The organism is Paenibacillus swuensis, from assembly GCF_001644605.1.
Classification (GTDB): domain Bacteria; phylum Bacillota; class Bacilli; order Paenibacillales; family DY6; genus Paenibacillus_N; species Paenibacillus_N swuensis.
The window spans coordinates 4330397-4353082 of record NZ_CP011388.1 but is presented as its reverse complement, the minus strand read 5'-3'; the positions used below and the strand labels follow the sequence as shown (position 1 = coordinate 4353082).

Annotated in this window: 23 protein-coding genes; 18 read left to right on the top strand and 5 right to left on the bottom strand. The window is 47.5% G+C overall.

Features of this window, described 5'->3' with window-relative positions; genetic code table 11:
- Positions 1-19 precede the first annotated feature (19 nt).
- The gene (locus SY83_RS19630) at positions 20-781 is read left to right on the top strand and encodes an SDR family NAD(P)-dependent oxidoreductase (protein WP_068609622.1); all 762 of its coding nucleotides are present in this window, start codon (positions 20-22) and stop codon (positions 779-781) included.
- Positions 782-1222: 441 nt separating this feature from the next.
- Here SY83_RS19630 and SY83_RS19625 read toward each other — a convergent pair whose 3' ends face one another.
- Positions 1223-2140 carry a transposase gene (locus tag SY83_RS19625; RefSeq protein ID WP_068609620.1) on the bottom strand — a complete coding sequence of 306 codons (918 nt, stop codon included), beginning with the start codon at positions 2138-2140 and terminating at the stop codon, positions 1223-1225.
- 422 nt (positions 2141-2562) lie between these two features.
- On the opposite strand from SY83_RS19625, the gene SY83_RS19620 reads away from it, so the two are divergent.
- From SY83_RS19620 to SY83_RS19565, 12 genes are all read left to right on the top strand, one after another.
- Positions 2563-3075 carry an acyl-CoA thioesterase gene (locus SY83_RS19620; RefSeq protein ID WP_068609618.1) on the top strand — a complete coding sequence of 171 codons (513 nt, stop codon included), beginning with the start codon at positions 2563-2565 and terminating at the stop codon, positions 3073-3075.
- 261 nt (positions 3076-3336) lie between these two features.
- Positions 3337-3795, top strand: coding sequence for a GNAT family N-acetyltransferase (locus tag SY83_RS19615; RefSeq protein ID WP_068609616.1), 459 nt, complete (start codon positions 3337-3339; stop codon positions 3793-3795).
- Between the two features lie 31 nt (positions 3796-3826).
- Positions 3827-5299, top strand: coding sequence for a sensor histidine kinase (locus SY83_RS19610; RefSeq protein ID WP_231891305.1), 1473 nt, complete (start codon positions 3827-3829; stop codon positions 5297-5299).
- A complete protein-coding gene (locus tag SY83_RS19605) occupies positions 5296-5982 on the top strand; it encodes a response regulator transcription factor (protein ID WP_068609612.1) in 687 nt (228 codons plus the stop codon). The genes SY83_RS19610 and SY83_RS19605 overlap by 4 nt, the downstream gene beginning before the upstream one ends.
- A gap of 102 nt (positions 5983-6084) precedes the next feature.
- The gene (locus tag SY83_RS19600) at positions 6085-7575 is read left to right on the top strand and encodes an S-layer homology domain-containing protein (RefSeq protein WP_068609610.1); all 1491 of its coding nucleotides are present in this window, start codon (positions 6085-6087) and stop codon (positions 7573-7575) included.
- Between the two features lie 3 nt (positions 7576-7578).
- Positions 7579-8301, top strand: coding sequence for an ankyrin repeat domain-containing protein (locus SY83_RS19595; protein WP_231891304.1), 723 nt, complete (start codon positions 7579-7581; stop codon positions 8299-8301).
- Between the two features lie 149 nt (positions 8302-8450).
- Complete coding sequence (locus SY83_RS19590) at positions 8451-9266, top strand: inositol monophosphatase family protein (RefSeq protein ID WP_068609606.1); 816 nt, start codon at positions 8451-8453, stop codon at positions 9264-9266.
- The gene (locus SY83_RS19585) at positions 9263-10003 is read left to right on the top strand and encodes an alpha/beta fold hydrolase (RefSeq protein ID WP_082882638.1); all 741 of its coding nucleotides are present in this window, start codon (positions 9263-9265) and stop codon (positions 10001-10003) included. The genes SY83_RS19590 and SY83_RS19585 overlap by 4 nt, the downstream gene beginning before the upstream one ends.
- 111 nt (positions 10004-10114) lie before the next feature.
- Entirely contained in the window at positions 10115-10690 is a 576-nt protein-coding gene (locus SY83_RS19580) for a thymidine kinase (RefSeq protein WP_068609604.1), read from the top strand.
- A gap of 73 nt (positions 10691-10763) precedes the next feature.
- Positions 10764-11930, top strand: a complete 1167-nt coding sequence (locus SY83_RS19575; RefSeq protein WP_068609602.1) for an iron-containing alcohol dehydrogenase — start codon at positions 10764-10766, stop codon at positions 11928-11930.
- Between the two features lie 131 nt (positions 11931-12061).
- On the top strand, positions 12062-12562 hold the full coding sequence (locus tag SY83_RS19570) for a DUF2243 domain-containing protein (protein WP_068609600.1): 501 nt from the start codon (positions 12062-12064) through the stop codon (positions 12560-12562).
- Positions 12562-13368, top strand: a complete 807-nt coding sequence (locus tag SY83_RS19565) for a cytochrome c oxidase assembly protein (protein ID WP_068609598.1) — start codon at positions 12562-12564, stop codon at positions 13366-13368. Before SY83_RS19570 ends, SY83_RS19565 begins: the two co-directional genes overlap by 1 nt.
- Here the strand turns inward: SY83_RS19565 and SY83_RS19560 are convergent.
- Both SY83_RS19560 and SY83_RS19555 read right to left on the bottom strand, forming a co-directional pair.
- Entirely contained in the window at positions 13347-14219 is an 873-nt protein-coding gene (locus SY83_RS19560; protein ID WP_068609597.1) for a TIGR03943 family putative permease subunit, read from the bottom strand. The genes SY83_RS19565 and SY83_RS19560 overlap by 22 nt on opposite strands.
- A gap of 16 nt (positions 14220-14235) precedes the next feature.
- Positions 14236-15225: a permease gene (locus tag SY83_RS19555; protein WP_068609595.1), complete on the bottom strand. Its 990-nt coding sequence runs from the start codon at positions 15223-15225 to the stop codon at positions 14236-14238.
- Positions 15226-15444: 219 nt separating this feature from the next.
- Here SY83_RS19555 and SY83_RS19550 point away from each other — a divergent pair, with 219 nt between their 5' ends.
- From SY83_RS19550 to SY83_RS19535, 4 genes are all read left to right on the top strand, one after another.
- Positions 15445-16383, top strand: coding sequence for a CobW family GTP-binding protein (locus SY83_RS19550; RefSeq protein ID WP_068609592.1), 939 nt, complete (start codon positions 15445-15447; stop codon positions 16381-16383).
- Between the two features lie 441 nt (positions 16384-16824).
- On the top strand, positions 16825-17403 hold the full coding sequence (locus tag SY83_RS19545) for an RNA polymerase sigma factor (protein ID WP_068609590.1): 579 nt from the start codon (positions 16825-16827) through the stop codon (positions 17401-17403).
- Complete coding sequence (locus SY83_RS19540; RefSeq protein WP_068609589.1) at positions 17400-18263, top strand: anti-sigma factor; 864 nt, start codon at positions 17400-17402, stop codon at positions 18261-18263. The genes SY83_RS19545 and SY83_RS19540 overlap by 4 nt, the downstream gene beginning before the upstream one ends.
- A 132-nt stretch (positions 18264-18395) precedes the next feature.
- A complete protein-coding gene (locus SY83_RS19535; protein ID WP_068609586.1) occupies positions 18396-19694 on the top strand; it encodes an ammonium transporter in 1299 nt (432 codons plus the stop codon).
- Positions 19695-20191: 497 nt separating this feature from the next.
- Here SY83_RS19535 and SY83_RS19530 read toward each other — a convergent pair whose 3' ends face one another.
- Positions 20192-20518 carry a hypothetical protein gene (locus SY83_RS19530; RefSeq protein ID WP_068609584.1) on the bottom strand — a complete coding sequence of 109 codons (327 nt, stop codon included), beginning with the start codon at positions 20516-20518 and terminating at the stop codon, positions 20192-20194.
- Between the two features lie 185 nt (positions 20519-20703).
- Here SY83_RS19530 and SY83_RS19525 point away from each other — a divergent pair, with 185 nt between their 5' ends.
- Complete coding sequence (locus tag SY83_RS19525; RefSeq protein WP_068609582.1) at positions 20704-21960, top strand: bacillibactin exporter BcbE; 1257 nt, start codon at positions 20704-20706, stop codon at positions 21958-21960.
- 73 nt (positions 21961-22033) lie between these two features.
- Here SY83_RS19525 and udk read toward each other — a convergent pair whose 3' ends face one another.
- Positions 22034-22654, bottom strand: coding sequence for a uridine kinase (gene udk, locus SY83_RS19520; protein ID WP_068609580.1), 621 nt, complete (start codon positions 22652-22654; stop codon positions 22034-22036).
- Positions 22655-22686 lie beyond the last annotated feature (32 nt).

Below are 22686 nucleotides of genomic sequence, written 5' to 3'. Positions count from 1 at the left end.
GAAAGGGCGGAATCCGGATATGAAGACGGTGATGATTACCGCGGGCGCGCAAGGTATCGGGCGCGCTGCCGCTCTTCGTTTTGCGGAAGCAGGTTATCGCGTGTCCTTGTGCGATACCGACAAAGAGGCCGGACTGGAAACCGTCCGGCATATACATAAACTTGGAGGCCAAGCCTTGTTTCTGCGCGGTGACGCGGGGAGCGCCGAGGAGATGCGGCGCTGGTTTAAAGTCACCGACGAGGAATACGGCACGGTCGACGTGCTTGTCAACAACGCGGGCATAGGACGAGGAGGCTCCATGCTGGAGCTAGACTTGGACGACTTTGACCGCGTGCTGGGCGTGAATTTGCGCGGCACCTTTGTGTGCGCGCAAGAGGCGGCCCGCCGGATGCGTGATTCCGGCGGCGGCGGGGTAATCATCAACATCGCGTCTACGCGAGCGTTGATGTCAGAGCCGGACACGGAAGCCTACGCGGCTTCGAAGGGCGGCATACTCGCGTTGACACACGCGATGGCGGTGAGCCTCGGTCGCCACGGCATCCGTGTCCATGCAATCTCCCCCGGTTGGATTGAAACTGGGGATTGGCAGTATTCGGAGCGTGCGAAGACGCCGCACCACTCCGAAGAGGACCGGCTGCAGCATCCGGTTGGCCGCGTGGGCGTCCCGGACGATATCGCGCATGCTTGTCTGTATTTAGCAGGACCACACGCAAGCTTCATCACGGGTCAAAACCTGGTCATCGACGGGGGCATGACTGTGAAAATGATATACGCTGAATGAGCAAAACCTAATATCGATGATTAATCAAGGTACTCGCAATGGGTACCTTGTTTTTGTTGCTCCTTACATCTCCGAAATACATGTCAGTCAGAACTGGATGTTAGCCTAATCCATTAGTGAAGTCTTTTGGCCGTTATCCCTTTTGCTCAGATATTGCTCAGATATTGCTCAGATATTGCTCAGATATTGCTCAGTTATAGCTCAGTTATTGCTCAAGTAATGCTTAAACATTGCTCAAACATTGCTCAAATAATTTCTTATATTGGGAGGTGTTTAAGGTTAATTTTGGACATCATTTTATTATCCCTTATGAATGTTATCCCGAAGGCTCAGTTTGTATGGTCACCCGATTATTATGAACTGTGAAAATTTCAGAGAAGGTCTATTGATCGGATTAGATAACATGTTTAAGAGAAAAGGAAAGAATCGCGAGTGCTTATATTATGCTGCAGAAAATTTAGATGGAGTAGTCGAAATATCGCGGGTGGGAGAGGTCAATTGACGATAAGTAATGGTAATTGACGTTGCTGCTATTTGTAGAAGTTGGGACAAAGAAGTAGCGGGACTACTAGATAGAGAATAATTGATTCGAAAGCAAAGCTCATCAAAATAAGCCTGTAGATGTTTAGGACTTACTCCATGATAGACTCTGTTGATTTCAACGGATGCATTTCTGCAGAGGCGGGAAAGAGGCTGATAGCGATGGCGGAAATACATTCTGCTCTCATTAATGACATTGTTGGTGCGAACGTGTTGTTTAATGTAATGTTCTATGTCGTATCTAGAAACTTCTTGAAGCTCATTGTTCTCATGGACAACATGCTTTAATTTTGCGTAAGCCATCTCACCTTGCTGGTTAACCGAAGCGGCTCCAATAAAGGGTTGTTCTCCAGGCAAAATATAAGGCGTGCTTGTGAAGAGAGGCTTATTATAAATGCCGGCGTTTACTTTAACCGCTTGAGTCAATACAATCTGTAGATCTGCTTGATGAATCGCATCTCTTAGTTTATGTAGAATGAGCCATGCTGTTTTGTAAGTGACGGAGATGATTTGTGAGAGTTTGGTTGCGTTAATATTGGCAGCAGGATGGGATAACAGGAAGATCGCCTGAAACCATTTATATAACTTGGTTCGAGTTCCTTCCATGACTGTGTCGCAAATCAGCGAAGCTTGGTAGTTACAATTGAGGCATTGATATAGAGGGATTCGCCGCGTGGTTATTTTGGAAGCGTGTCGGTGGTCGCAACGGGGACAGGCGTAGCCAGTAGGCCACTTATATGCAAAAAGCGTTTCAAAACAAACATGCTCTGTATCAAATTTTCTACAAAACTCATTAAAATCTACGAACCCTTCCTGCACCAGCAATCGCCTCCAACAACATTTATGATCTATCTCTTAATTAAATTATACCAAACAAATGTTCTTATTTCAATAAATTTATGGATTAATATGTATATTTTTTTTAAGTTTAGTATTCGATTTTCAATTATCCATTTCTCAGTTTGATCTGACCAAAAGGGATAAGATACTAAGAGGTCATGGAGCTGATTCAAGGGGATAAGAGGCAAAGGAGGCTAAGTGACTGACTCATGGGGATAAGAGGCAAAAGAGGTATGGAACTGACTCATGGGGATAAATATTCAAATGAACCCGATATCTGACTGAAAGGGATAAGGTGCGTAAGGGTTCGGTATCGAACTTGCAATTTGTAGAAGTGGTGGAGGGATATGATACAATACGGATAGAATATTTGCAAATAGTTACAGACAGGAGGCTGCCTCATGAAGGCCAAAAAAGTGAAAGAAACACGTGTTATTCGCACCGATCTGGTTATGCCAAATGACACGAATAATCACAATACGATGTTTGGCGGGATCCTGATGCGCAATATGGATGCGAACTCTGCGATTGCAGCCCGCAGGCATTGTCGAACCGATGTCGTTACGGCTTCAACGGATTCCGTGGATTTTCTGCATCCGATTCGGCCGACAGACTCTATTTGTTTGGAATCGTTCGTAACTTGGACTGGCACTACTTCTATAGAGGTTTTTACGAAGGCGGTTGCTGAAGACTTGAATACGGGGGAACGGAAAATTGCGGCTACCGCTTTTTTGACTTTTGTAAGTGTGAATGAAGCGGGACAGCCTCAGCGAGTTGCTCCGATTGCTCCGGAAACAGATGAAGAGAGAAAGTTGCATGAAACCGGTGCTAGCCGAGCGGAAATGCGTAAAGTTCGCCGTACCCAGGCCAAAGAATTAGCCTCATTCCTTTCGATGGAGAAGCCATGGGAATGAAGAGGTAACCTCCAACTGATTAGATGGGATAAGACCATAAAGGGCAGTTGCATTACTGACTGGATGGATAAGACCGTAAAGGCAGTTGCATTACTGACTGGACGGGATTAGACACAAACAGCTTACATAACTGATTAAAAGGGACAAGACGCAAACAGCATACATAACTGACTAGACGGGATAAGGCACAGAAGGTGGTTTTGTGAATAAAGGTTATTGGAGTATTTATCTAATGTAACATAATTTAAGGAGGATCACTGAATGACTGCATCAGATTTCACCATCATACGCCCGCAAAAAGAAGATTTACAAGCTATTGCCATTTTATTCAATGCTTATCGTATGTTTTATGGTCAGGAAACGAATCTGGAATTGGCCGAGACTTTTATCCGGGAGCGATATGATCTTCAGGAATCTGTCATTTTTGCCGCAAAAGATTCGAACGGAACCTTATTAGGGTTCACGCAGTTGTATCCCTCATTTTCTTCGGTCTCCGCCAAAAGGCTATGGATTCTCAACGATTTATACATTGCCGAAGATAGTCGCAGTCGTGGTGTGGGGCGAGCACTAATGGAAGAGTCTCGGTTATACGCCATAGAGACGGGTTCCAAGGGCATTACGCTCCAGACAGCGAAGGATAACTTTTTGGCGCAACATCTGTATGAGTCCCTTGGATATAAGAAGGAAACGGACTTTTACGAATATTTCCTAAAGCTCTAGTCAGAAAGGACTTACTTAAATGTCGATCCGCATGAAGCTGTTGCTTTCTTATACATGGACTTTGCTGGTAACTTTGCTGATTTTTTTCTCGATCGCATTTTTCGTTACCGCAGCTGTAACAGGCGATGTCAAAGGCTTCCGGGACTTTTATCGCATTCACTTCTCCTTGAATCCTTTACCCCCCGCAGTTGATAATCTGTATCTGGAGATGAAGTTTGCCGCCAAAAAAGACCCTTCCGAACTGGGCAATCCCGATGTGATGGTAGATTACGGGAATAGACTCCGTACGGAAAAAGCTTCTCTGTTGGTTTTAAAGAACGACCAAATCCAATTTAAATCCTATGCGTTGGAAGATGTGCCTGTTCAAGCCTTGTTACCGCCATACGACGAACGTAACGGAACGCTTCGGAATACGGTCGAGCAGGATAAGCGATTTTATGCTTATGCTAAGTTTGATTTTGCTTATAGGGACGGAACGCCAGGTCGTTTGTTTGTATTTAGGGAACTTAGCCCGTTTGCTGAACTTTCACGCAGGCTGTTGCCCATCTGGATTTCGTTGCTTTTTATTATGTTGGTACTGACGAACGTCCTCCTGTTTTCTTTCGTAACCCGGAGTGTGGTCAAACCTCTTGAGAAGCTGCGCCGTTCCGCCGAGCATATTAAAGAGGGGCAATTGGACTTTCAGATTGGTACCGCACCAAGGAATGAAATTGGGCAACTCTATACGTCCTTTGAAGAAATGAGGCTGAAGCTTAAGGCTTCAGTAGAGATGCGTCTTCAATATGAAGAGAACCGTAAGGAGCTGCTTTCCAACATTTCGCATGATTTGAAGACACCGCTAACGACCATTAAAGGGTATATCGAAGGAATCCGCGACGGCGTTCCCAACACACCGGAGAAGATGGCCAAGTATGTAGATACCATTTATAGCAAAACGAATGATATGGACAGGCTCATTGATGAATTGTTTCTATACTCCAAGCTGGATCTCAACCAGGTGCCATTCTCGTTCCAGATGATCGACATTAAACGGTATGTACGAGATTTTGCGGAAGAGCTGCGTTTTGACTTGGAAAATCGGGGGTTCCAGCTGGAACTGGCTATAGACGAGTCCCCTCAACCGTGGATGGTTAGAGCGGATCCTGAACAATTTAAACGAGTCCTGTCCAACATCATTGCCAACAGTGTGAAATTTGCAGACAAATCGGACCGGCGTATCCGGTTGGAGCTGAAACGGACTCCGTCTGAAGCCATTGTGACACTGCGTGATAATGGACTAGGTATTCCGGCGGAGGCTCTGACTCAGATCTTTGACCGCTTCTACAGAGCGGAAGTGTCCCGTAACTCCCGATCGGGGGGCAGCGGATTGGGACTGGCGATCGCCAAGCGAATTGTAGAAGGTCACGGAGGCAGAATTTGGGCTGAAAGCGAGCCCGGAGAGGGTACATCGGTTATGATTTCGCTCCAAATGGCAGACAGCAAGGAGGAAGTGGGAAAATCATGAACATTCTTATTATTGAAGATGAACCTGCTATTGCTGAACTTCAAAAGGATTATTTTGAACTAAACGGATACGATGTTACAATTTCCACCCGCGGAGATGAAGGCTTGAAGGAAGCTTTAACGGGAGCTTATGGACTGATTATTGTGGATTTAATGCTGCCTGGTCTGAATGGTTATGATCTGTGCAGGCAAATTCGTGAAGCAATGGATGTCCCGATCTTAATTGTGTCCGCCAAAAAAGAGGAGATCGATAAAATCCGGGGATTAGGAGCGGGTGCGGATGATTTCATTACGAAGCCGTTCTCACCGAGTGAACTGGTTGCCCGCGTGAAAGCCCACTTGGCGAGGTACGAACGCCTGACGGGTGGCAAAGCGATTCCGAAAGACGAGATCAGCATTCGTGATTTGCTGGTGGATACGGCGGCACGAAGGGTATACATGAACGGACAGGAACGGATGTTCACGGCGAAGGAATACGATTTGCTGCATTTTCTGGCTCAACATCCGAACCGGGTATTTTCGAAGGAGGACCTTTTTGAACGAATCTGGGGCTTGGAATCATTCGGTGATATCGCAACAGTGGCCGTACATATTCGCAGAGTGCGGGAAAAGATCGAAGCGGAACCGTCCAATCCTCAGTATATCGAAACCGTATGGGGAGCAGGCTATCGATTGTCTGTATAGCGGAGTTTATAAAGATTTAATCTTTCGTTTCATTGCAGTTTAGATCAACCTCTTATGATAGGGAAGTAGAAAGAAACCCCATTCAGAGGAGGCAATAACAAGATGAACAAGAAAACGGTTTTTAAGATGATGGTGGCGGCTACGATTGGTTCCGCGGCGATTGTACCTTATACAACAGCGAGTGTGAATGCTCAGGCAGGCAAATTCGCAGATCTGGCACAGGCCGGCGCTTATCAAGAGGCTATGACAGCTTTGGTGAAACAGCAAGTTTTAACCGGTGATGCGAAGGGGATGCTGAAGCCTGGACGCGCTATTACGAGAGCGGAGCTGGCGTTAATTATGGTTAAGGCTTTCCGGATCGACACCAATACGGCGGGAGATCTCGCGATGACGGACGTGCCTGCAGATGCGTGGTATCACAATGCGGTTGAAACGTTAGTTAACAAAGGGGTGCTGTCGAAAGATGAAACGCTGTTCCAACCTCGCGCTGAAGTAACGCAAGAGTACTTTACCAACATGTTGGGCGGTGTTCTAGGCAAAAAACCAGCGGTAGTTCAAACTTGGATGCCGGGCGGTTATAAAGCGGATGCCACGGTTAGTCGGGCATTGACCACAGGGTTGGTCATTCTGGCTCAGCCGCATATCGCATCGCCTGATGCGGCGATTGAAAAGATGGAGGCGCTGAATCCCATTACATTGCAAGTTAAGTTCTCAGCACCATTGACCGCTGAAGATGTAAGTTTGCCGCAGGCTGCGAAAAATTTCGCTTTTAGCCAAGGGATGACGATTGTCAATGTTCCTCAATTAAAAACCGGCTCGGTTTCCACCTATATTGTCCCTGTAACCGTTCAGAAACCGGGAGTAACTTACGAGCTTAGTTATAAAGGTAAATCGGCGGGTACATTCGAAGCTAAGACGAACAAGCTTCCAATGCAGGATGCGGAACAAGTGGCATTCGATACATTTGAAGTTCGTTCTTCTCTAGAGAAGGGCATAACGGATTACGGAAACGTTGTTGAGGCTTACTATGGCAATCGTAACGGCTTGGAAATGAGCTTGAACGAGGATAACGTTGCAGGCGGAAAAGCTTATGAGGTTATTTCCTCCCTTCGTTCCAGACAAGTTACGGTAACGCCTGAAGGCGGTCAACCGATCGTTGCCAGCTATATTCCGTATACGCAAGCTACGGACGGACGCCAAGCGCCCAAATTCAAACTGCCGGAGGGACAGTCGCTGCAACCCGGAATGAAATACACGATTGCCTCCGATTGGTTTACGATGGAAAACGCAACGTTCACAGCAAAGGCCGTGGAGCCATTGAAAGTAGTTTCAGCGGAACCGTTAAATGAAACTTCGATTGCCATTACACTTGCCCAGGATCCGAAGGATGAGATATTCTCCGGCCGCAGCGTGATCCTTGCAGATCAAGCGGGTAATAAAATAACGGCTACCTACAAAGTAACGACTCGCAAGGTGGCAACAGGTGTGTTCGAATTGCAGAATGGCGCAAAACTAGCATCCGGAACACCCTATACAGTAACGCCGGCGAATGCTTGGGCTTCCGCGGACGGCATTCAGTTGCAAACCAAGTAATACATGAATCGCACATATCATGTATCCCGGGGCTGGTTCCTTCTGGTCATGCTGTTGTTGGCAGTATTAACGGCATGCCAACAAGGTCATGCGGGCAAGGACGGATCGTCAATAACGAAGGGGGAAGAATCGATGAGACTGGAGTTCATTGAAGCCGCCGAACGCGGCGATGTAACGAAAGTGCAAGATTGGATTCGGCAAGGCGGAGATCTTAACGTTGTGGACGGCAGAGGGCGCACAGCCGCTATGGCCGCAACCCACGGTGATCGTCCGGAGGTGCTGAAGCTGTTGATTGAAGCCGGCGCCGATATCAACATTCGCGATCACCGTTCGGACAATCCGCTGCTGCTCGCCGGTGCCGACGGGCTGATGGACATTCTCCGACTCGCGATTGAGGCGGGGGCGGATACCAAGCTGACGAACCGCTACGGCGGTACGGCTCTGATCCCCGCCAGCGACCGCGGACACGTGGAGATTGTCCGCGAACTGCTGACCCGCACGGATGTTGACGTCAATCACGTCAACAACCTGGGCTGGACTGCACTGATGGAAGCCATCGTACTGGGCGATGGCGGACAGAACCATCAGCAGATCGTCAAGCTGCTGATTACCCATGGCGCGGACGTGAACTTGCCCGACCGCGACGGCATATCCCCGCTGGCTCACGCCAGCAAGCGGGGATACCACGAAATCGCCGGCATGCTGCAAGCCGCCGGCGCCGAATAACGCGTGCTCGATCCTCGCACGCGCGCACAAACACAAAGCCATCCGCGGTTCATACGCGGGTGGCTTTGTTGTGCTTGCGGTTATGGTATGATAATCCATAATCAGCAATATGCACCATTGTTACACAACATCCCGATCAGGAGGAACCTATGCACGATCATATTTTGAGCAAAGCCAAAACCGTAGCAGTCAATGCAGCCCGAGAAGCGGGACAAATCCAGAAAAAACACTTTGAGAGTTTTGATTTCGTGGCGGATGATAAAGGCGATCACGGCGATATCGTAACAGAGGTGGATCTTCTGGCTGAACGAGTAATTCTGACATCTCTGAAGGAACAATTCCCGAATCATCAAATTCGCAGTGAAGAAACCGGTTGGATTGGCGTGGAGGGAGATTGGTTATGGCTAGTCGATCCACTGGACGGAACCAACAATTTCGCCATTGGTCTCCCGTTATTTGGGGTTTCGCTCACGCTGTTGTATCGTCAAAAACCTGTGCTGGGTGTTATCTACGAGACCATAACAGATAAGCTGTACATCGCCGAACAAGGCAGGGGAGCAACTTGCAACGGACAACAGATTGAACTCATATATTCAACAGAACGCAAACCTCGTAAAATGACCGTTGGTTGGATTCAAGGACATGCGGTGCAGAAAGATGCAGGAGCTTTACTGCTACGTCAGTTCGAGGAGCATACGTTTAAGCGAATATTACGATTATGGGCTCCGACACTGGTCTGGTGCATGCTTGCTAAAGGCACCATTGACGGTATCATCGTCTATAATTCCGAAGGAGATGACTTATACTCGGGTGTGCTTATGGTGAAAGAAGCGGGTGGAGTGGTGATGGATTTCGAAGGCAAAGATTTCACGGGTATGAGCACCGAGCCGTATCTTATTGCTTGCCACCCGCGAGATCGCGAGCTCATGCTCCAATTGGTTAGTGAAGGGGTAAAACCTCTGTGACAATTCAATTCAAAGACCACTTCATCAATAACCGCGGCGTCACGATCCATTGCATAGAATCCGTCCCGACTACCGACGAAATTCAGACAAATCTTTCTCCGTTGCTGATCTCTCCGGGTTTGTCGATGCGCGCGGAGGAATATAAAGACTTGATGGAGCAGCTTTCTCCCCGTCGATGTATAGCGCTGTCCTTCCGAGGAAGAGGATTAAGCGACACTCCTGCGCAAGGGTACGCACTGGAACATCACATATCGGATATTGTTGCGGTAACGAAACATCTGCAGCTTGAGAACTTTCACCTTATGGCCTACTCCAGAGGGGTGTCCTATGCTTTAGGCTATGCACTGCGAAATCGACCTCCACTTCGATCCATCATTCTTCAAGACTACCCGGCTGCGCATAAACAAATGTCGGAAGAGTGGGCCGAGGATTATATTCATAACTATCTGATTCCGCATCATCGTATCGAATGCATCCGTGTGGAAGCGGTCCATGGGATCCAAAGGGAGTCGCAAGAAGTTGAATTCTGGGAAGAGTTACACTCGATAGACGTACCCGTTCTGGTGTTAAGAGGCGCAACGGAAGAGGCCTTAATCCAGGACGAGCATGAGCAACAATACTCGAAGCACCTCACTAACGGTAAAGTGGTCACTTTTCATAGGTCCGGGCACGATTTGCACAACACGGAGCGGGATAAATTCATACATACGCTTCAAGCTTTCTTACATGCACATTAGGATTAATTTAAAGTTCTTTCATATGGACAGCAAAAGCGTCGATTGTGTATACTGAAATCCTTATGGTTTTAGGGATTACATAGCTGACATTGCGGAGACGAGGACACGATTATGGCTAAACTTTATTACAGATACGGCACGATGAACAGCGGCAAGTCGATTGATATTCTCAAAATAGCCAATAACTACGAAGAACAAGGCAAAAAAGTGCTTATTTTCACATCCGCCATAGACGACAGGCATGGTTTAGGGAAAGTCACCTCTCGGGTGGGCATTCAGCGCGAAGCTTATTTATTGGATGAAACGGTTTTTGAGAAAGTTCAACAAGAGCAGCCGGACTGCGTAGTTGTGGACGAAGGTCAGTTTGCTTCGACGCAATTAATTGATTTATTGGCGGAAATTGTGGATACGCTGGATATTCCGGTGATCGTATACGGTTTGATGACCGATTTCCAAGGAGAAATGTTCGAGGGCAGCAAGCGGCTTCTGGAACTGGCGGACCGAATTGAAGAAGTGAAAACCATCTGTTGGTATTGCAAAAGTAAAGCGAGATTCAACACCCGCTTCAAGAACGGCAAGGCTGTCTTTACCGGCGAACAGATCGACATCGGCGGCAACGAGAAGTATCTGCCCCTCTGCAGACAGTGTTATATGAAGGAGAAAAAATCAGCCGAGACTTCCATTTGACTTTGTCCTTCTGCATGCTTACAATAAGTAAGTATTGTATTTATCCCCTTTAGGGATCAAAGGAGCTGGAGCAATGAAATCATTCGCCTATCACAATCCGACGAAATTAATATTTGGTAAGGATCAGTTGAAACAATTGGCAACAGAGGTTCCTAAATACGGAAGTAAAGTTCTTGTCATTTACGGCGGCGGCAGCATTAAACGCAACGGCATTTATGATAACGTAATGACAATACTGAAAGAGATTGGCGCGGAAGTGCATGAATTATCAGGCGTGGAACCAAACCCGAGACATACAACGGTGAACAAGGGCGCGCAAATCTGCAAAGAGCATGGCATTGACTTCCTGTTGGCGGTTGGCGGCGGGAGCGTATTGGACGCGACGAAGGCTGTAGCGGTTGCGGCGAAATACGACGGAGATGTATGGGACATCGTCAGCAAGAAAACGGCAGCCCAAGATGCATTGCCGTTCGGCACAGTTTTGACATTGGCGGCAACGGGCTCTGAGATGAACTCCGGATCCGTAATCACCAACTGGGAATTAAATGAGAAGCATGGCTGGGGAAGTCCGTTGGTATTCCCTAAGTTTTCGATCCTGGATCCGGAACACACTAATTCCGTTCCGCAAGATCAAACCGTGTACGGTATGGTCGATATGATGGCGCATGTTTTTGAGCAGTACTTCCATCATGATACGAATACCCTTGTGCAGGACGGTTTCTGTGAATCCATTTTGCGTGCGGTTATAGATACAGCTCCGAAGCTGGTTAACGACCTGAACAACTATGAACATCGTGCAACGGTATTGTATTCGGGTACTCTGGCGCTTAACGGCGTTCTGTCCATGGGTGTAGTCGGCGACTGGGCGAATCATGGTCTGGAACATGCGGTTTCAGCCGTATATGATATTCCCCATGGCGGGGGACTAGCGATTCTGTTCCCGAATTGGATGACCTATGTGCTAGATGAGAACGTTACGCGCTTCAAGCAACTCGCTGTGAACGTATTTGGTGTCAGCACGGAAGGTAAATCGGACCGCCAGGTTGCCGAGGAAGGCATCAAGGCGCTTCGCGACTTCTGGACCTCCATCGGCGCGCCAAGCCGTCTGAGTGATTACAACATCAATGATTCCAACCTGGAGCTGATGGCTGACAAAGTTCTTGCAGCCGGCGGTGCGGTAGGACAATTCAAGAGATTGAACCGGGAAGACATTTTGGCGATCTACAGAATGTCTCTGTAATATGAACGAGCATCCTCACCAGAGGATGCTTTTTTTTAATCCAAATCCAATCGGCGGTTGGGTTGATCGGAAAATATAATGGGCATTCTAATCATTACCATAACTTGGTCCCAGAAAGGAGATTATGTCTAATGGCTTCCCAGGTTTCTCAACAAAGGCTCAAACCTTCAACCTCTTCCGCCGCTCGAAATCGCTGGTCCGGCATACTGTTCGGCGTAGGTTTTGTTGCTTTCATCGATGAGACCGTGTTTCATCAGCTATTGCATTGGCATCATTTCTATGATAAATCCACAACAGACGCGGGTTTGGTGTCAGATGGGCTGTTTCACGCCTTAAGCTGGTTCGCAACGATCGGCGCTTCCTTCATGTATGCGGATCTACGCCGAAAACAAGCTTGGATGCCTGCCAAATGGTTCGGTGGAGTATTACTCGGGGCCGGGGTTTTCCAATTATACGACGGAACGATTCAGCATAAGCTGATGAAGCTGCATCAAATTCGATATAACGTGAACATTGTACCGTACGACCTCACGTGGAACCTGCTTGCTCTTCTAATGATTGGAGTTGGCTTGGCGCTAATGGTTCGCAAGAGAAAAGATACGGCCAACACAGAACTGAAGGTGCATCCGTAATGGATCCCGTAATGATTCATACCCACCACGCAGGCAGTCATGTCAGTGTTATTTGGATCGGGTTTGTGCTAGGCACAGTTATAATTTCTTATCTGGTTGCTGTCACATTATCCAAACAACGTTACCGCCGAACTTGGCCGTTATATCGTTCCCTGTGTTGGTTGGCGGGCATGATATGTATAGCTGTTGCTTTGTTTAATCACACTTCTACGGACTTTAATACACATATGTTCGGACATTTGTTTCTGGGTATGTTGGCTCCGATTTTTATTGCCATGTCATTACCGTTAACGTTGCTTCTACGTTCGTTACCTGTGCGGCATGCCCGCCGTCTTACCGGGTGGTTGTCCCTGAAACTTCCGAGAGTGCTGTGTCATCCCGTCTTTACCGCCATTCTCAATATCGGAGGATTGTGGCTGCTGTATACTACCGAGCTTTACAGCTTCATGCAACATCATTTCTATGCCCACGTACTGGTGCATCTTCATGTCTTCTTGGCCGGCTACCTTTTCACGGTTTCCATTCTCCGCGCGGAATCTATGCTCCATCGAACGAGTTTCATCACACGCACGATCGTGTTTGGATTAGCTTGGGCGGGACACGGGATATTGTCCAAATATATTTACGCGCATCCACCGGAGGGTGTGCCCTGGGCAGAGGCGGAATCGGGTGCCATGCTGATGTATTATGGCGGCGACGTGATTGAGGCATTGCTTCTCATCCTATTCTTTGCGGGATGGTACCGATCAGCAAGAACAGAAAGATTAACGTTACCGAAACCTTATTATTCCGAACCAAAGTTATAATTGTAATAGACATAAGGTGAGGCTGGCGCCGTGATTCGGCGGATGTTCGTTACATTGATTTTCAAAATGCGCTCCTCGCCAAGCTTCGACTCCGACAGCTTACCTTCAACCTGCACCCATTCGTTATCTTTGAGAACCGAGGCTTTCGGGAAATCAGCCAACATCCCGTAAGGAGCCGCATCCGCGGAACAACATTCCACACTGAAACGGCTTACGGCGAATTCATTCGCTTTCATGCCTTCCGCACGGTAAATGAATCCGGTAATTGAAATGGTTTTGCCCAAAAAAGGCTTTCTGAACATGTCCAATGTGGTTAACGTTTCAATATACAACTCGTCTTTCACTTCGATGACGTTATGTTTATAAATGGTCTTGGCATAGTCCGCATAGATTTGGGTGAACGGGTCCTCAGCCGGGAAAAGCCCTGTTTCGGCGATCCGAATTCCTTCTCCGGGCGGATTTGTGGTTGGCGCGGAGCTCAAATTAATTCCTTTCTTATTCACCATGGCGCTGTTCATCGCTTCATCCGGCAGAAGGTACCCTAGCAGTAACGGCAGCAGAAACAGGGTGTAGGTGATCCCATTTTTCAACAGGGAAGGGGAAGGCGGGTGTTCACAATGGCAGTCATCTGAATGTGCGGATGAGTTCTCCAGTATTAAATACACTTGATATACGGCGGCCACGAAAAATGCAATCGCTGATAGCTTCACATAAAGCTGCATGCGCGGTGCTATGTACAGGATGAGATCTCCGCTTCGGGTCAGGAATACGATGAGTAACGCAAAGCCGAGCAGAATGGAAGCCCGCAGTCCGTAATGGATTAGCATGGAATTCGAATGGCTGTGACGCATGACAACACTCCTTTCTTTATTTCCAGAGGATCAATTCAGTGATCAGTGACCCAACCCCCACAACGACAATGATTAGAGCCATCAGGCCCATAACAAATTTCACTCGGAACGTGGACAGCAACATCAGCGTAGTTTTCAAATCAAGCATCGGTCCGAATACCAGAAATGTAAGTAATGGACCTTTGGTGAATAATGAACCGAAGGACGAGGCAACAAAGGCATCCGATGTCGAGCATATGGACAAAATGTAAGCAAATCCCATCATGAACAGGTGCCCGCCCATGACATCACTTCCCCAGCTTGTCAGCAATTCACGGCTCAAAAGGGTCTGAATCAGGGCGGTTAACAGCGCGCCGAACATCAGATATTTGCCCATATCAAAAAATTCACCGGAAGCGTGCGCCAACAGAGCGGAAACGCGTCCTGCGAGTTTCTGATGGTTGTGATGGTGATGATGAACATGGTGATGGTGGTCATGGTGATGATGTTTACCATCATGCTCATGATGATGGTGAGGATCATGGACATCAGTATGCAGATGTTGCACACCTGCATTGCCGGATGGTGCAGCCCGCAACGGATTGCCTCGCACTGTTTTGTATAAAATGAGTCCAATAACCGCGGAAGCGACAAAGGCCAGTCCCATTCGAGCGAACACTAAATCCGGCTCCGCGCGAAAAGCCATGGACGTCGAGGCGAAAACCACCGGATTGATAATCGGCGCGGCAAGAATATAGGTGACGCCGGCATAAACCGGCATTCCCTTACGGATCAATTGCCGAACCACCGGAATCATTCCGCATTCGCACAAAGGGGCAATGATCCCTAATAGACAGGCAACCACAATCCCTAATATATAATTCCGCGGCATAAGACGTCTGATGGTTTCTTCGGATACAAACATTTGAAGCAATGCGGATACCATTACGCCTAACAAAATAAAAGGAAAAGCTTCCAAAATGATGCTTAAAAAAATGGTTTTAAAATTTTGCAGATCTGGATTCATCAAGCTCAGCTCCTCCTCCATGAGTAGAGTGATAGTTTCATAGAATAATATGCTAGATTGAGATTGAATAGCACATCTCTGTGAATTTTCCTCATCTGCATAACCTAATCCTAATCTATTCTTGTTATTCGTAAATATTACTATTAGTATTGGCGAACCTTTAAGTGATTCGTTATAATAGGGACAACAACACTAATGAACAGTGATTCGGAGGCTAACATGAGTAAAATGACATCTATATATTTGTTGTCCGGTTTTTTGGGCAGCGGGAAAACGACATTATTGACCGGTATGATGGAATATTGGAACACCCAAGGCATCAAGGCAGCAGTACTTATGAATGAGTTAGGCGAAGTGAATTTGGACGGTGTGGTCGTTGGACAGGATGTTCCCATGAAGGAACTGTTGAGCGGTTGTATTTGTTGTACAGTTCGGGGAGACTTTGGTTATCAGCTGCATGAATTAATGGAGGAGCATGAACCTGACGTCGTCTTGGTTGAATCCACAGGTGTGGCGAATCCGATGGAAGTACTGGATGAGTTGGCTGAGTTATCGCTGTATAAGCCTATTGAGCTGAAGGGTGTCATTACCGTGGTTGACGCCTATCATCTATCTGAACTATTGGCTAAAGGTAAAGGGCCGACTTTCCGCCTTATGCAAGATCAGATTCGTTGCGCCTCCCTATTGATATTAAATAAGACAGATCTGGTAAACTTAGAGGATGTTGAAAGAGTGAGAGAAGCGCTTGAGGACTGGAACAAGCGGGCGCCCATCATTCCTGCGATTCGTTGTCAGATTGATCCGGCTTTATTGATCGGCAACACCGTATTACAGAATAAGGAGGCAACTGAAGATTCCAGGGAATCAGACGGATCTGTTCACGGCCATCATCACATGTTGGTCTACACCCATCCATTAACGGGACCTGTTGACAGCTATGCGTTCGAAGCATTTCTGCAAGCACTGCCTCCGGAAATTCATCGAGCCAAAGGTATCGTAACTTTCTCGGACACGGCGAGCCGTTACTTGTTTCAATTCGCATACAGACAAGCGGAGTTCACGAAGATCAACCCGCAGGGTGAGATTGGGGACGTAGCTGTATTTATTGGCGAGCCTTTCTCTAAAGAGCAGCTGCAAAGCAAACTGAATTCGATGTAACACCATGATTTAAGGTCCAAATACAAAGCAGCCTGTTCCCTTACGGGGCGGCTGCTTTTTGTGTTTTATTTTTCACACCGAATTCGTTTGGAATTTGCGCCGAGGAGACGTGAATATTGTCTGGCATTGATACGGACATGGTGATGACGAATTCCTAGATGGGAGGAAGCTCGTTTACTGCTGCGCCTGTTGGTGGTTGAGTTCGTGGCTATAGGGGGAAGCTTGATTTCTGGTTGTTCCGGAAAAGGTTCTCTCATCGTTTACTCCTTAAATCAGACTAATCTTAGGAAGTGATTTTCTACCCTCTTTTGGAAGTACGGAAAATAATGGATGTTGGATCACTTTTCATGAAAAATATATAATTCCATAAAAGTCATCCAACAAAGATCTTTCTGCGAAGTATATAATGGGAGGATACTTGTCAGAAAGGGGTATCCCAGAATGATTGATAGATTAGCCGATACGGACCTTCTGGAGCGGATTGCCGCGAAAGACGCGGAAGCGCTGCAGCAGCTGTATGATCGCTATGAGAAGCCGGTATACGCTTTTGCTTATCGTATGGTGAAAGACGCGATGCAGGCGGAGGAGATCGTACAAGAATTGTTTTTCCGTATCTGGAACGCAGCTGAGCATTATGATCCTGCCCAAGGCAAATGGACGACATGGATGTTTACTTTAACCCGTAATATTGCCATTGACGGACTACGTAAGAAAGAAAACCGTACCGTTAAACAGATGACTGAACCGGAGAAATTACAACAATACGCCGACCGCAATACGAACACGGAAGCGGAAATCGAGAATAAATTGATAGGCGAAGAGGTGCGGGCGGCGCTGCAGTCTCTCAACAAAGACCAACAGCAGGTGATTGAAATGATTTACTTTGGGGGCTACACGCAGCAGGAGGTTTCCAGTCAACAGGAAATTCCACTGGGGACCGTCAAGAGCAGGGTGCGGTTGGCGATTAAGCAACTGAAACAGATTCTTACCAGCGGTGGAAAGGAGGAGGCATGGAAATGAGAGAGCAGGATAAGAAGCCTTGTGACGATTTGGAGTTGTATGTGATTGATGGGTTGGATGAAAGCGATAAAGCTGCTTTTTTGAAACATCTATCAACCTGCAATGAATGCAAGAATGGATTACAGGAATTGCAGAGTATTGTAGATCTCTTGCCTTACGCTGCTCCAGAAGTGGAAGTGCCCTCCGGCATGCGCGCAAGGATCATGAGCAATGTGCTTGGAGAATCCTTTACTGCAGGTGACACGGAACAGACAAAAGGAACAGAGCCAGCGCCACCTGAAACGGTGATTAAACCGGCATCTCCTGCTTCTCTTACTAGGGAACAGCAGGCTGTGGTTGAGAAGGTGCAGGTTCTGAAAGAAAATGTCAGTCCATCCCGACCAAAACGTTATGATTGGAAAAGTGTAGCGAATATCGGATTGGTGGCGGCGGTGGCAATTTCCTGCTTCTATAACATTAAATTTTCTAATGAAATCAACCGGCTTCAGCCCATCGCGGACGGACTAAATTCGCCTATTCAAGGGGCCAAAACGAATGAAGTTGTAACGTTGAATCCCGCTGCGGAAGGCTTGGTTGCCAAAGGGTTAGCAACGATCATGATTAATTCCAAGGGTACACATTTGATTGTATCGGCCGAGAATTTACCGGAGTTGCAAACGGAAGAGGCGTTCCAGGTTTGGCTCATTAAAGGAGATAAAGTAGTGAATGCAGGTACATTCCAATCCCGGAAGGGCAGTGGGGCTATCTTCTTTACTCTGGAACCGGCTGTGCCTGATTATGATCAAATCGCGATTACACTGGAACCTGATGCTTATGGAGATTTGCCGCGTGGAAAAGCGATTTTAGCAGCTGATATTTAAGTGAAATGTTCGCTTTTTCAGAAACTCGACGTCATTAATCCTAACATTCCTCGTTGACATCTTTCTCATTGTATATTTATAATGAGGTGGCTAAAGACAAGTCAACTTTATTCACATGGGGGATGGAGAACAATGACCATCGAACAACTTGCCGGCGGCCTGGATACGGTCTGGGTCGTATTGACAGCGGCCATGATCTTGCTCATGGAGGGCGGATTCGCGTTGCTGGAGGCTGGTTTCGTCAGGCAGAAGAATGCGGTAAGCATCATAATGAAAGTGTTTGTGGATATTACGTTTGGAGCTTTAATTTTCTTCGCTTTTGGATTTGCTTTCATGTACGGCAAGGATGCCGGAGGTCTGATCGGAACAAGCGGTTTTCTGCTGAATGGTGACCTGAGTCATATTCAATATATGATTTCGCATGAAACCTATTGGTTGTTTCAATGCGCGTTTGTCATTGCTGTCATATCCATAGTGTCAGGCGCGGTGGCTGAACGAATTAACTTTAAGGCTTATATTCTGTATACAATCGCAATGACCGGACTCATTTATCCGATTGCGGGTCACTGGGTATGGGGAATCGGCGGCTGGCTCGGAAAGCTGGGGATGATTGACTTCGCGGGTTCCGCGGTTATTCATGCTTTAGGCGGTTTCTCCGCTTTGGCGGCAACCATCGTCATAGGACCGCGGATCGGTAAATTTAACACGGATGGTTCCGCGAACATTGTGCCGCCTTCTAATTTACCTTTGGCATCTGTGGGGGCGTTCATTCTTTGGTTTGGCTGGTTTGGGTTCAATTCGGGGAGCACCTTGAGCGCTGCCAATTTCTATGAAGCGATTGGCCACATTGCGGTAACAACGATGTTGGCTGCCTCGGCAGGGGGTGCGACATGTATATTATTCACCATGCTGCGCTATCGCAAATCCGACCCGCCGATGGTCATTAACGGCGCGTTGGCGGGTCTAGTGGGGATTACCGCGGGATGCGCGTACGTGTCCGATGTAGCGGCGATTCTGATTGGCGCGATCTGCGGCGTGGCGATGGTGTTCGCCACGGAGGCATTGGAGCGCCGGGGCATCGACGACCCTGTCGGCGCTTTCGCGGTACATGGCATTAGCGGCAGTATAGGCACGCTTGCCGTGGGTTTGTTCGCCATACCGGAATTCACCGCCAAGTTCGGGTTGGATACGGCCGGATTGTTGTATGGCGGGGGATGGCAGCTCCTCGGCGCGCAGGCACTCGGTCTTGTGGTGGTTAGCGCTTGGGGCTTCGGTCTGACCTGGTTAGCGCTTAAGGCGATTGCCGCCATCGTGCCGGTGCGTGTCACAGCCGACGAGGAGTTGGTCGGCCTGGATGTTGGTATTCATGGCGTGCCGGCTTACAGCCAAGAAGACGATTTTATCGATTTGTCGAAGATGATCGGGAAATGATTAGGATTAGGGGACAACGGGTTATTGCCTGTTGCCTCTTTTTTTGTCCAAGTATGCTTGTTTCTCCGTTTAGGTATCATCCCTTTCAGTCAGTACACTTTATCCCATTTGCTGAGATTGGGGAGGGGAGCCTGTTGTTTATTACCATCTATATAGCCATCCACTTTTAGTGCCTATCCCCTTGAGTCAGAAGCGATTTTACAAAAAACTGAGTAAACCAAAGAACTGAGCGAGTGGGATAAGTGTTAAAATTGGCAGTCGAAACTGAGTGAACGGGATAAGGACGGACTGGAGACGCGCACTGAGTGAACGGGATAAGTGCCAAAGGTAACTATTAAGAAACTGAGTGAACGGGACAAAGGACCAACAAGCCAACAAACTGAGTGGGACAAGGGACCAAAAGGAGCTTGCGGACCGAGTGGAAAGGGAGCTCTGAGTTAAAGGGATAACGTGGCACACGCATAAAAAAAGCCCCCTAAACTCCAGGGACTTTAACATTATTGCTCTGTCAGCATAGCTCGTGCGGTTTCAATTTCCCCGCGAATTCGGCGTGCGGTTTCCAAGGGCTTCTTCACGTAATGGATATGCTCAACTGCCAGATGATGATCCGGTTTCTTACCTGTTAACATTTTGCGAATACCTGACATGCTTTGATAGACCTGCTCTTCTTTAATTCTGCGCTTTTCGTAGCGTTCCACGGCCTTCTCAATATCGGCAACCTGCTGCATCCGCTTCGCGATATACATTTCCAGAAACGAGTAGACGTCCGCATCTTGCGGCATGTTAAACTTCTCGTAAGCATCAAGTTTTAAAGCATCTAACATGATAGTACACCTACCCCTTAATGTAAACTATTTTCACACCACCCCTATATATTACCGTATTTTGTCTAGCTTGAAAAGACTTCACTCCATAAAAATGATAAATCTTCCTGATTTGAGGCATACTGTACGTTGACAACCGGACCGCCGGAGTGAAATGGCACACAATAAAGGATGATTCTCCCCCAATGGAAGCGGACAAAAAATGGGACCTGGCATCCGTCGCCTCGATCCCGCTTATCATGACTCTGGGCAATTCCATGCTCATTCCGGTACTGCCGGCCATTCGTACCCGTCTGGGCATTACTTCCTTGCAAGTAAGTCTGCTCATCACGGTGTATTCTGCCGTGGCTATTTTGTTAATTCCGATTGCGGGATATTTATCTGATCGATATGGTCGTAAGGCTGTCATCATTCCAAGTTTGATCGCTGCAGGGTTAGGCGGGCTTGTGTCAGGTTTGGCCAGTTGGTGGATCGATGAGCCATATGCGATGATTCTGGCAGGGAGGGTGCTTCAAGGAATCGGTGCGGCAGGCGCGGCGCCCATTGTGTTACCTTTAATCGGAGATTTGTTTAAAAGGGAGAAGGATGTCAGTCAGGGATTAGGTATTGTGGAGACATCGAACACCTTGGGTAAGGTCCTGAGTCCCATCCTGGGTTCCTTTCTTGCCTCGTTCTTATGGTATTTGCCTTTTCTGTTCATTCCCGTATTTTGTGTAATCTCGATCCTGATGGTGCTCTTTCTGGTGAAGTCTCCGGAAAAGGAGCCGGGTAAACCCGTGAAGCTAAAGTCATTTCTGGCCTCCGTTCGCTACATATTTACTGAAAAAGGGCGCTGGCTTTACGCAATCTTCGCCATTGGCGGCATATGTATGTTTGTTATTTTTGGCACGCTGTTTTATTTATCGGATGAGTTGGAGGCGGTGTATGGCATTAAAGGGGTGCTTAAAGGTGTTGTACTTGCGATTCCCTTGGCCGCATTATGTGTGTCTTCTTTCTTTACAGGCCGAAAAATAGGGCAAAACAAAATTCTCATGAAATGGCTCACTTTCATCGGTACCGCCGTGTTGACCGGAGCGGTATTCGCCTGCGGATTTCTGGTCCATTCCGTACCATGGATCATCGCGTTGTTATGTATTTCGGGACTGGGGATGGGGTTGGTACTGCCTAGCTTAGACGCGTTTATTACAGAGGGAATAGATAAGAAACAACGAGGCACGATTACATCCCTTTACAGCTCGATGCGATTTATCGGCGTTGCGATCGGTCCGCCTGCGGTTTCTATTTTGCTTAATGTTTCAAAACATGCCATGTTCTACACCGTTTCAGGAGCATGTCTGTTTGCGGCTATTATCGCCATGTTTGCCATTCACCCCAACAAGGGGGCTCTGAAATCGGACAAAAGCAAGGGAAGAAAGAAGATGCGCATTCGAATCGGATCATGATAGTCCCCAAAAAAGAAGGCTGTTCCTTCAAAGTTGATGTACTCAACTTGAGAGAACAGCCTGTTCTAATGAATTAAAGCTTGCCATGCTTACGATATCGATCCGTAAGGGTGGTTAACATGGATATGCCGATTTGGTTCTCGGCCCCTTCCGGGATGATAATATCCGCATGTTTCTTGGAGGGCTCAATAAAAGCGTCATGCATCGGTTTCACCGTCATCATGTATTGATCCACCACCGATTGCAATGACCGTCCGCGTTCTTGAATGTCGCGCACGACCCTGCGAAGAATTCGGATGTCCGCATCCGTATCCACAAATACCTTGATATCCAAGCCGGAACGAAGGTTTTCGTCGGATAGGACATGAAGACCCTCAACCAAAACTACCTGTTTAGGTTCCACAAGCTCCGTCGCCGTAGACCGGGCATGAACGGTAAAGTCATATACCGGAATATCAACGCTTTGACCGCTTCGCAAGGCGGATAAATGCTTCAACAACAATTCATTGTCAAACGCATTTGGGTGGTCATAATTGATTTGTTCCCGTTCTTCCATGGTAAGTTCAGCATGGTCCAGATAGTAACTGTCTTGAGAAATAAGAACGGCGTCGTTATTTCCCATTTTATCCATAATGGAGCGCGCAACCGAGGTTTTACCCGATCCGGTGCCGCCTGCAATCCCAATAATTAACATAGAAAACGAATCTCTCCTGTCTAACCGTTAAA